Here is a 10,891-nt window from a genome sequence, read left to right on the forward strand (position 1 = left end):
GCGTTTTGGCCACCCTGGAACGAGTGCGATGATCCGCGTCATAAAAAAACAACGCTGGCCGCTGGCTACGCTGGCTGCCCTGTCCTTGCTGGCATTGGGCTTCCTGGGCGCCACGCATCGCGCCGACGCCGCCCGCACGCTGAGCGTGTCACCACAGGGCAAGGTCACGCAGGTCCGCCAGGTGGTCGTCAAGTTCGACGAAGCCATGATCGCGTTCGGAGACCCCGCAGCCAAGGCCCCGGCTCAGGTCCATTGCAGCGGGGGATCATCGGCAGGTTCTGCTCATTGGATCGACGATAAAACCTGGGCCTTCGACTTTACGCTTGACCTCACACCCGGCATGCGCTGCTCGGTCGCGCTGGAAGACGGGCTCAAATCCACCGCAGGCAACACGCTCACCGGTCCACGCCAGTTCCGCTTTGAAACCGGCGGCCCGTTTGTCACGCAAGTCATGCCCGGCGGCGGCGAGATAGAAGAAAACCAGATCTTCGTCCTGCGTCTGAACGGCCCCGCGACCGAAGCGTCCGCGTTGCAGGACATCTGGTGCGAATCGAATGGATTGGGTAACCGGATTCCCGTCAAAACCGTCGACGCCAACGCACGCGCCGACCTCCTCAAACATTTTCGCCTCGAAAAAGACAGCGCACGCGTGCTCACGCTCGCCTGCCAGCAAACCCTGCCGTCCGCCACGAAGATGCAACTCGTGTACGGCGCGGGCGTAGCCGGCCCGAGCGGCCTCGCGAACGACGTGGAGAAACGCTTCGACTTCGATGTCCGCGAACCCTTCACCGCGAGTTTCTCCTGCGAACGTGAAAACGCCAAGGCGCCCTGCACGCCGTTGCGTCCGCTGCGCATCCGCTTCAGCTCGCCCGTGCCGCGAGCGGACGCCGAGAAAATCAGCTTGCGCGGCCCCGGTGGCAAGACCTCGCCGCAATTCGATCCCGATGAAAAAGACAACGACATCACCAGCGTCCAGTTCGCGGCGCCGTTGCCCGAACACGCGGATTTATCGATAGAACTGCCGGCAGGACTCAAGGATTCCAGTGGCCGCACGCTCTCGAACGCGGACCTCTTTCCGCTAAAGACATCGACGGCGCCCATGCCGCCGCTCGCCAAGTTTTCATCGTCGACATTCGGGATCATCGAGCGTTTCGCCGAGCCCAACATGCCCGCCATGTTGCCCGTCACGCTGCGCCACGTGGAGGCCGACCTGAAAGTGAACGGGCTCAACGCGGGCTCATCGAGCGTGACGAAATTGCGCGTGGATGCCGACACCGAGATCCGTCGATGGATGAAGACCGTCGATCGTTTCGATGGCTTTTCAATGTCCGTCGCGCAGATCAAACAGGAGATGCCGCAGGCGCTCAGCAACGGCATCAAGCCGGTCTACGCGCAGGGCAGCACGGCGAAAGATCCGCAAATCGATATCCGCTCGCTGTCGTTGCTGGCGAAGCAACCGGGCGTTGAAAGCCTGAGCGTGCCGCAGGCCGATCCCAAGTCGCTGCGGCCTTTTGAAGTGGTCGGCATTCCGCTTCCGAAACCCGGTTTCTATGTGGTCGAACTGGCATCGCCGGCACTGGGCGCGTCGTTGCTCGGCAAACCGCAGTCCATGTACGTGCGTACTTCGGTGCTTGTCACCAACCTTGGCGTGCACTTCAAGCTTGGCCGCGAAAACAGCATCGTCTGGGTGACCGCGCTCGATAGCGGCAAACCCGTGCCGAACGCGCAAGTGCGGGTCACGGATTGCAACGGCGATCAGGTCGCCGCTGCGAAAACCGATGCGCAGGGCATCGCGACGATTGGCAAACCGCTGGCAGCGGCACGCCCTTGCGATGAAAACAGCATCAACGATGCCGGCTTTTTCGTCTCGGCACGTGTCGATGATCCGAAGACCGGCCCGGACATGGCGTTCGTGCGCTCGGACTGGAATCGCGGGATTGAATCGTGGCGCTTCAATGTGCCTACCGATATGAGCCGCGGCCAGACCACGCGCGCCACGACCGTATTCGACCGGACGTTGTTGCGCGCGGGCGAAACGGTATCGATGAAACATTTGATGCGCGAGGAAACGCTCAACGGTTTTGCGTTCCCGTCCCATCTGCCATCGCGCGTGACGATCCGTCATGAGGGCAGCGGCCAGACCTATCATCTGCCGCTCAAATGGGCGGGCGACCGGAGCGCCGATTCCACCTTCCCGATTCCGGCCGCGGCGAAGCTCGGCGAATACAGCGTGACGCTGGACGACGGTTCGACGAATCCGGACAACGACAGCGACAGCGACAGCGATAACAGCGGTGACGATCAGGATTCGGCGCGGCACATGAGCATCGAAACCGGCAATTTCCGCGTGGAGGAATTCCGCCTGCCAGTGTTCAAGGGATCGATCGGTATTCGCGATCAAAAGACCGGCGCGCTGGTGGCCGCGACCACGGCGCCGCTGGCGGTACAGATTGAGTATGTGTCGGGCGGACCGGCATCGAATCTGCCGGTGCAAGTGTCGGCGCTGATGAAAGATACATCGCCGGCTTTTGCTTCGCAGTTCGAATCGTTTAGCTTCGCGCCGTACAAGAAGCCCGCCGATGACGGCGCCAGCGCGCCCGCAACCGAAGGCGAGGACGACAACAGCAATGCGCAGGAAGATACGTCCACGGCCAAGCTCATCGCCGATAAAACCGCACTGACACTCGACCGCAACGGCACGGGAACCCTCACGCTCAAGTCGTTGCCGGTAGTGGAAGCGCCGAAACAGCTCGCACTGGAAGCGACCTTCGCGGACCCCAACGGCGAGATCCAGACGCTGCGCGGCAGCGCCACGCTCTGGCCCGCGGCGGTTGCGGCCGGCATCAAGGCGGGTGACTGGGTGTCAGTCGGCAACGCGGTGCCGGTGCAGGCGCTCGCAGTCGACTTGCAAGGCAAGCCGCGAGCGGGCATCGCGCTTGAGATCCGCGGCGTTGCGCGGACCATGACCAGCTCGCGCAAGCGCATGGTCGGCGGTTTCTACGCCTACGATAACCACACGGAAACCAAGGACCTCGGCACGCTATGCAGCGGCAAAAGTGATGACCACGGCCTGCTTTCCTGCGAAGCAAAGCTGAAAGAGGCAGGCAACGTCGACGTGATCGCCATTGCCCGGGACGGTGACGGCCGTGTGGCGAACGCGACCACGTCGGTGTGGGTCACGCGCGAAGATCAACTCTGGTTCGGGGGCGAAAACACCGACCGGATCGACGTGCTGCCGGAAAAAACAAGCTACGAACCCGGCGAGACTGCCCGCTTCCAGGTACGCATGCCGTTCCGCTTCGCCACTGCGCTGGTGGCGGTGGAGCGCGAGGGTATCGTGGAGACGAAGGTCGTGGAACTGGACGGCAAGAACCCGACTGTCGAGCTGAAAGTACAGGAGTCGTGGGGGCCGAACGTGTATGTCTCCGTGCTCGCGATCCGTGGGCGGATTCACGAAGTGCCGTGGTATTCGTTCTTCACGTGGGGCTGGAAAGCGCCGCTCGATTGGGTGCACGCGTTCTGGTACGAAGGGCGGCAGTATGAAGCGCCTACGCCGCTGGTCGATTTGTCAAAACCTGCGTTCCGTTACGGGCTCGGCGAGATCAAGGTGGGGACGGCCTCGCACAAGCTCGGCGTGACCGTCACGCCGGATGCCAAGTCGTACGCCGTACGCTCGAAGGCCCATGTGAAAGTCCGCGTGACGCTGCCGGGCGGCAAACCCGCGCCGGCCGGCACGCAAATCGCGCTTGCCGCAGTCGACGAAGCGTTGCTCGAACTGATGCCGAATCAAAGCTGGAACGTACTCGACGCCATGCTGCAACGGCGCGCGTACGGCGTGGAGACATCGACGGCGCAAATGGAAATCATCGGACGCCGTCACTTCGGGCGTAAAGCCGTGCCCGCGGGCGGTGGCGGCGGACATAGCGCGACACGCGAACTGTTCGACACGCTCTTGCTCTGGAACCCGCGCGTGACGCTCGATGCGAACGGCGAAGCAACGGTGGACGTGCCGCTCAACGACGCGTTGACGAGCTTCCGTATTGTTGCGATCGGGGCTGTGGGCGCGGGTCAATTCGGTACCGGCAGTGCGTCGATACGCAGCACGCAGGATCTGCAGTTGATATCGGGTCTGCCGCCGCTCGTGCGTGTGGGTGACCAGTTCCGCGCGTTGTTCACGCTGCGCAATACGACCGCGCGGACGATGCAGGTCGTCGTCACGCCGCGTGTTCCCACGCTCGATCTCCCTGCGCAAAACGTGACGCTGGCGCCGGACTCATCGCAGGAGATTTCATGGGACGTGAAGACGCCGGACGCTATCGGTATGGCTGCAACCGGCGCGTTGAACTGGGAAGTGAGCGCGTCGGAACAAGGCGGTCCGAAAGCCACCGATGCCGTCAAACTCACGCAACGCGTGGTGGCCGCGATTCCCGTGACCGTGCAGCAAGCAACGATCACCCAGGTCGACGGTACGTTCGCGTTGCCCGTGTCGCCGCCGGAGACCGCGGTGGCATCGGCTGATGGACAGATTCGAGGCGGCATTGCCGTAACACTGCAGCCGAAACTCGCCGATGGCCTGCCGGGCGTGCGACGCTGGTTCGAACGTTATCCGTATAACTGCCTCGAGCAGCAAACGTCACGCGCGCTGGGTCTTGATGACCTCACGCAATGGCAGACGGTGATCGCGCGGATGCCCTCGTATCTGGATAGCGACGGCCTCGCCAACTACTTCCCGCCCTCGGACGATTCGCGGCCTTACGGTAGTCCGGCGTTGTCGGCTTATCTGCTCTCCGTCAGCGATGAAGCATCGAAAGCGGATCCCCGCTTCGCTCTGCCCGACGACCTCCGAGACAAACTCGCGGCCGCTCTGACCAACTTCGTGGAAGGCAAGATCGAGCGGAAATTCTGGTCACCGCGTCAAGACCTGGACTTTGTGAAACTCTCGGCGATTGAAGCCTTGTCGCGCTACGGGCTGGCTGCACCGCGCATGCTCGGTTCGATCACCATCGCGCCGAATCAATGGCCGACCTCCGCGCTGCTCGATTACTACTCGATCCTTTCGCGCGTCGACGGGATCGCACAACGCGACGATCAGCGCGCTCAGGTCGAGCAGATCTTGCGCGCCCGTCTGACGTATTCGGGCACGCGCCTCACCTTCTCCACCGCCGCCGACGACGACCTCTACTGGCTCATGACCGGCCCCGAATCGAATGCGGCACGCACGGCGTTGACCTTCGCCGATAACCCCGCGTGGAAAGATGAAATGCCTCGCCTGATCGGCGGTTTGCTTGCGTTGCAGACGAACGGCGCGTGGCAAACCACGACGTCGAACCTGTGGGGCAAGCTCGCCGTGCAGCGCTTCTCCAAGGTGTTCGAAAGCACGCCGGTGAGCGGTCAGACGCGCATTGCGCTGGGCACGACGGAGAAAGCCATCGCCTGGAACGCACCGGCCTCGCCTGCGAATCCTCGCAACGTGACGTTGCCCTGGGCATCCAGCACGCTGAACCTGACACAAGAAGGCAGCGGCAAACCCTGGGCGACCATCGAGAGCCTCGCGGCTGTTGCGTTGAAAGCGCCGTTTGCGGCGGGTTATCGAATCACGAAAACCATCACGCCGATCGATCCGGCGGTCAAAGGCACGCTCTCGCGTGGCGACATAGTCCGTGTGCATCTCGACATCGATGCCCAAAGCGATATGACATGGGTGGTCGTCAATGATCCCATTCCGGCTGGCGCAACCATCCTCGGCTCGGGCCTCGGCCGCGATTCGGAGGTGGCGACCGAAGGCGAAAAGAGCACGCAAGGCGCGTGGCCGGCGTTTGTCGAGCGTGGTTTCGACGGGTATCGCGCGTATTACGACTATCTGCCGAAGGGAAAATTGCAGGTGGAATACACCGTCCGGCTGAACAACGCGGGCACATTCGGGTTGCCGCCTACGCGCGTGGAAGCGCTCTACGCACCCTCCGTATTCGGTGCGATTCCCAACGCAACAATGACCGTCGCTCCACTGGCCGCGGCCAAATAACGCGATGAAACGCGCCGCCCTCGCCCTTGTCGGTTGCATGCTTGCCAGCTCGGCCAATGCGCTGCCGACTTTTGAAGAAGTGCGCTCGGGCTGGCGCAGTTCCGACTGGGTGCTGCTCGCCCGCGACGGCGAGCCGCTGCAGCGCACGCGTGTCGACACAACCGGGCGGCGCGGCGACTGGGTCGCGTTGCAGGATGTGTCGCCGGCGTTGCGCGAGGCAATCGTTGTATCCGAGGACAGGCGGTTCTACGAGCACAGCGGCGTGGATTGGCGAGGAGCCGCAGCGGCTGCCTGGGCGAACCTGTGGAACACGCGCACGCGCGGAGCGTCGACGGTGACCATGCAACTGACCGGTCTGATCGATGAAGATCGCCGGCCGGGACGCCGTTCAATAGGCGAAAAAGCGACGCAGACGGTCGGCGCGTTATGGCTCGATCACGCCTGGCGCAAGGACCAGATTCTCGAGGCCTATCTCAATCTCGTGCCGTTTCGCGGTGAGATCGTGGGTTTATCGGCTTTATCGCAGACTTTGTTCGGCAAACTCCCGTCCGGGCTGAACGAACGTGAAGCCGCGCTCACCGCCGCACTGGTGCGTGCGCCGAATGCGAATTACGCGAAGGTCTCGGCTCGGGCATGCGGCATTTTGCGGGACATGGACCGGGCACGGCCATCGGCTACGGACCCTTGCGCGAACCTCGACAGCTACGTGCAACTGACCCTCACGCGCACCGCGTCTGCGTCTGCGTCTACGTCTACCTCGCCGCGGTCCTCGGATGACGACGCGCTCGCGCCGCACTTCGCGCGCCGTGTGGCCAGCGAAGTGCATCCTGCAGCGGGCGCGCGTGTCCAGTCCACGATCGACGCCCCGCTGCAGCGCTTCGCCCGTGACTCGCTCGCGCGAACCTTGCTCGAACTCAACTCGCGCGCGCATCAGCGCAATGTGCACGACGGCGCCGCGATCGTCATCGATAACCGCAGCGGTGAAATTCTCGCGTGGGTAGGCTCGGCGGGCGGGTTGTCGAACGCGCCGGAAGTCGATGCCGTCATCGCGTTGCGCCAGGCCGGCTCGACGCTCAAGCCGTTCTTGTACGCTCAGGCCATCGACGAAAAGCGCCTCACGCCTGCCTCTTTACTCGACGACGCCCCGCTCGATCTCGCCACCGGCGGCGGCCTGTATATCCCGCAAAACTACGATCACGATTTCAAGGGTTGGGTGAGCATGCGCACGGCGCTGGGGTCGTCGCTGAATGTACCGGCCGTACGCACACTGGTGATGGTTACGCCGCACCGGTTCGCGAAAACGCTGGTGTCGCTCGGCCTGCCGCTCACGCAAGCCGGCGATTACTACGGCTTCAGTCTCGCGCTCGGCAGCGCCGACGTGACGCTCGCGACCCTCACGAACGCGTATCGGACGCTCGCAAACGGCGGTCTGACCGGGCCAATGTCGGACGTGCTGGCGCATGCACCGACCACACCGGGCACGCGCGTTTTCAGCCCGCAAGCCAGTTTTATCGTGACGAACATCCTCGCCGATAACAACGCGCGCACACGTACCTTCGGCTTCGACAGCGTCCTCGCCACGCGCTTTTTCAGCGCCGTGAAAACCGGCACGAGCAAGGACATGCGCGATAACTGGGCGCTCGGCTACACGTCGCGCTATACGGTTGGCGTGTGGGTGGGCAACGCGGACGGCGCGCCGATGTGGGATGTCTCCGGCGTCACAGGCGCGGCGCCCGTGTGGGCCGCCTTGGTGAACTACCTTCACCGGCGCACCCCAAGCCGGCCGCCGGTCGCGCCGCCGGGCGTGGTGCGCACGAAGATTGTTTATCAAAACGATATCGAGCCGGCACGCGACGACTGGTTCCTGAGCGGCACGCAAATGTCGCGGATCGCGTTGTCGGCGAATGCGCAAGGCGCAGCCGTGCGCAACGGCACGGCCCGGATTGCGTCACCCACCGACGGCACTATTTTCGCGCTCGATCCCGATATTCCCGCCGCGCGCCAGCGGGTCTGGTTCGAGAGCGCCCAAAGCGCGCCGGCGGGCAGCGTGTGGCGGCTGGACGGAAAATTGGCCGGCCCGTCTACTAGCATGTCACGAATGGCATGGTTGCCGTGGCCGGGACATCACACGCTCGAACTGGTCGACCGACAAGGCGTAGTGGTCGATTCCGTGAAATTCGAAGTACGCGGCGCATTTGCGAAAATCAAGACAAAAGGTTAATAAGGATCAAACCTGGCAAAGCCTCTATTTCGACAAGCTTATATCCGGAAAACGTTAAATCTGAACCGACCCGTCCTCATCCGCCATGAGTCTGGTGATAATCGCTAAACGGATTCGAAACCGGACAGGGGATTGGCTACAACCGGCAAAATAATAGCCGGTGATGTTGTAAAAAATAATCCCGCCCACACCGGACGGAGGTCGCTGCCATTATCCTGACCCGCATTTTGTCCTATGCTTGTTGGACTTTCTGGCCAGGCGTCCAGTAAGGCCGGCATCGATTCTTGTTTTTATTTTTCAACCTGGAGCACTTGTCATGCTTAAAAAGCTGTTGATGCTTTGTCTGGCCCTTGCCTTGTCCATAGGCGCCGCGTTCGCGGCCGTCGACGTGAATACGGCGGACCAAACCTCGCTTGAAGCGGTAAAGGGGCTTGGGCCGGTGAAGTCGAAGGCGATCATAGACGAGCGGACGAAGAATGGCCCGTTCAAGGACGCCGACGACCTCGCGAGCCGCGTGAAAGGACTCGGCACGAAATCCGTGACGAACCTGGAGCAGGCCGGGCTGACGGTTGGCGGTTCATCCGCGCCGCCGACCGGGACAAAGGCCAGCAAGACGCCGGCCGCCACCAGCGCAGGAGCCGCAGCGCCCGCCAAATCAACGGTGAAGTCGTCCACGGCCGCAACCGCCGCCACGTCACCCGCCGCCACCACGGCCACGACGCCCGCAGTGACGCCGGCAACAACTCCCGCAACAACAGCAGACGCGGCTTCTGCCACCAAGGGCAAGAAGGGTAAAAAGGCCAAGGCCAGTGCTGCGGCTAGTTCGAGCACAGCAACGACAGCGACATCAGCGACGGCCGACGCAGCCTCGGGCGCGAGCGGCGCCAAGGCGTCGAAGAAATCCAAGAAAAAGAAAGCCGCGAGCGACGCGGCAGCAACCTGAGGACGGCGACGCACTTCGGCGCTGGATCCCGAGTGTGGAACGGCCGCGTGGAATAGCCATCAACGCGCAGCTCGAATTCAAGCCGCCCAGGTCGCCTTGCAGCAGCAACACACCGGCCGTCTTACGAGACGGCATGTTTTCCGTCCGGCACACGCGAACAAGCATGACGCCGGACGGCATCTAACCAGCATCGTTTTCAAGTGAGACAGCCATGAGCCTACTCGATACTCTCGCCTCTTCTTTTGGCAATTCGTCTCAAGGTGGCGGCGCGCAGTCCGGCCTGGTCGCCATTGCGATGGAGTTCGTCAACAACCAGCCCGGCGGCCTGAACGGCTTGATCCAGCGTTTCCATGAAAATGGCGCGGGCGACATTGTCTCGTCGTGGGTCGGCAACGGCGAAAACAAGCCCATCAGCTCGGACACCGTGACCAACGTGCTCGGTTCAGACGCGGTCGGCCAGATGGCGCAGAAAGCTGGCTTGTCCGGCGACCAGGTCTCCGGCATTTTGGCTTCTGTGTTACCGCATCTCGTGAACCACGCGACGCCGGACGGCCAGGTGCCGGCGAACGGCCAGCTGGATGTGAGTAGCTTGCTGGGTTCGCTTGGCGGCCTCGGCGGTCTGGCAGGCTTGTTCGGCAAGAGCGAAGAACCGAAGGCCTAAGCGGTTTTGGTCCGGGATTCGGGCCTTTTGACAAGTAGTAAAAAGGGGCAACGGCGTAATCCGTTGCCCCTTTTTTGTTTGTAGGACGAGCTTTGACGAAGCGTCTTAATGCACGACGCGATCGAACACCAACTCGCCATCCCGCATGTCCACGGGGATCACGTCCTTCGGTCCGAACTTGCCCGCCAGGATCAGCTTCGCGACCGGGTTCTCGATCTGCTGCTGGATCGCGCGCTTCAACGGCCGTGCGCCAAACACCGGGTCGTAACCCACCTTGCCGATGTGTTCCAGCGCGGCTTCCGACACATCCAGTTGCATCTCCAGCTTCGCGAGCCGTTCATGCAGCCGTTGCAACTGGATCTTCGCGATCATCTGGATGTTCTCGCGGTCGAGCGAATGGAACACCACCACATCGTCGATACGATTCAGGAATTCCGGCCGGAAGTGCAGCTTGACCTCCTCCCAGACCGCTTCCTTCACCGCTTCGTGCGGCTCGCCGACCATCGACTGGATCACGTGCGATCCAAGATTCGATGTCATCACGATCACCGTGTTCTTGAAGTCCACGGTGCGCCCTTGCCCGTCGGTCATGCGGCCGTCGTCGAGCACTTGCAGCAGCACATTGAACACGTCCGGATGCGCCTTCTCGATTTCATCGAGCAGGATCACGCTATACGGCTTGCGACGCACGAGCTCGGTCAGGTAACCGCCTTCCTCATAACCGACATAACCCGGCGGCGCCCCAATCAACCGCGCGACGCTGTGCTTCTCCATGAACTCACTCATGTCGATACGGATCATGTGATCCTCTGAATCGAACAGGAACGAGGCAAGCGCCTTGCACAACTCAGTCTTGCCGACACCCGTCGGCCCGAGAAACAGGAACGAACCATACGGACGATTCGGATCCGACAGCCCCGCACGCGAACGGCGAATCGCATCGGCCACCGCGCCAATCGCCTCATCCTGACCCACCACACGGTCGTGCAACTTGCCTTCGATCTGCAACAGCTTCTCGCGCTCGCCCTGCATCATCCGCGACAC

At 62.5% G+C, this 10,891-nt stretch carries 5 protein-coding genes; 4 read left to right on the top strand and 1 reads right to left on the bottom strand.

Features of this window, described 5'->3' with window-relative positions:
- Positions 1 to 28: 28 nt before the first annotated feature.
- The 4 genes from BSU04_RS29600 (at position 29) to BSU04_RS29615 (ending at position 9,847) form a co-directional block, all read left to right on the top strand.
- Entirely contained in the window at positions 29 to 6,022 is a 5,994-nt protein-coding gene (locus BSU04_RS29600) for an Ig-like domain-containing alpha-2-macroglobulin family protein (RefSeq protein WP_089163849.1), read from the top strand.
- 4 nt (positions 6,023 to 6,026) lie between these two features.
- Positions 6,027 to 8,243, top strand: a complete 2,217-nt coding sequence (gene pbpC / locus BSU04_RS29605) for a penicillin-binding protein 1C (protein WP_089163850.1) — start codon at positions 6,027 to 6,029, stop codon at positions 8,241 to 8,243.
- Between the two features lie 316 nt (positions 8,244 to 8,559).
- Complete coding sequence (locus BSU04_RS29610) at positions 8,560 to 9,186, top strand: ComEA family DNA-binding protein (protein ID WP_089163851.1); 627 nt, start codon at positions 8,560 to 8,562, stop codon at positions 9,184 to 9,186.
- A 211-nt stretch (positions 9,187 to 9,397) separates the two neighbouring features.
- Entirely contained in the window at positions 9,398 to 9,847 is a 450-nt protein-coding gene (locus BSU04_RS29615) for a YidB family protein (RefSeq protein ID WP_089163852.1), read from the top strand.
- Between the two features lie 105 nt (positions 9,848 to 9,952).
- Here the strand turns inward: BSU04_RS29615 and BSU04_RS29620 are convergent.
- The coding region (locus BSU04_RS29620; RefSeq protein WP_144021385.1) for an AAA family ATPase at positions 9,953 to 10,891 on the bottom strand (939 nt) is incomplete at its 5' end.

It is taken from the genome of Caballeronia sordidicola (assembly GCF_002220365.1).
GTDB classification, from domain to species: domain Bacteria; phylum Pseudomonadota; class Gammaproteobacteria; order Burkholderiales; family Burkholderiaceae; genus Caballeronia; species Caballeronia sordidicola_C.

Coding starts and splice junctions, on each gene's coding strand:
- BSU04_RS29600 (WP_089163849.1), top strand. CDS start 29: ATGATCCGCGTCATAAAAAAACAACGCTGGCCGCTGGCTACGCTGGCT.
- pbpC (WP_089163850.1), top strand. CDS start 6,027: ATGAAACGCGCCGCCCTCGCCCTTGTCGGTTGCATGCTTGCCAGCTCG.
- BSU04_RS29610 (WP_089163851.1), top strand. CDS start 8,560: ATGCTTAAAAAGCTGTTGATGCTTTGTCTGGCCCTTGCCTTGTCCATA.
- BSU04_RS29615 (WP_089163852.1), top strand. CDS start 9,398: ATGAGCCTACTCGATACTCTCGCCTCTTCTTTTGGCAATTCGTCTCAA.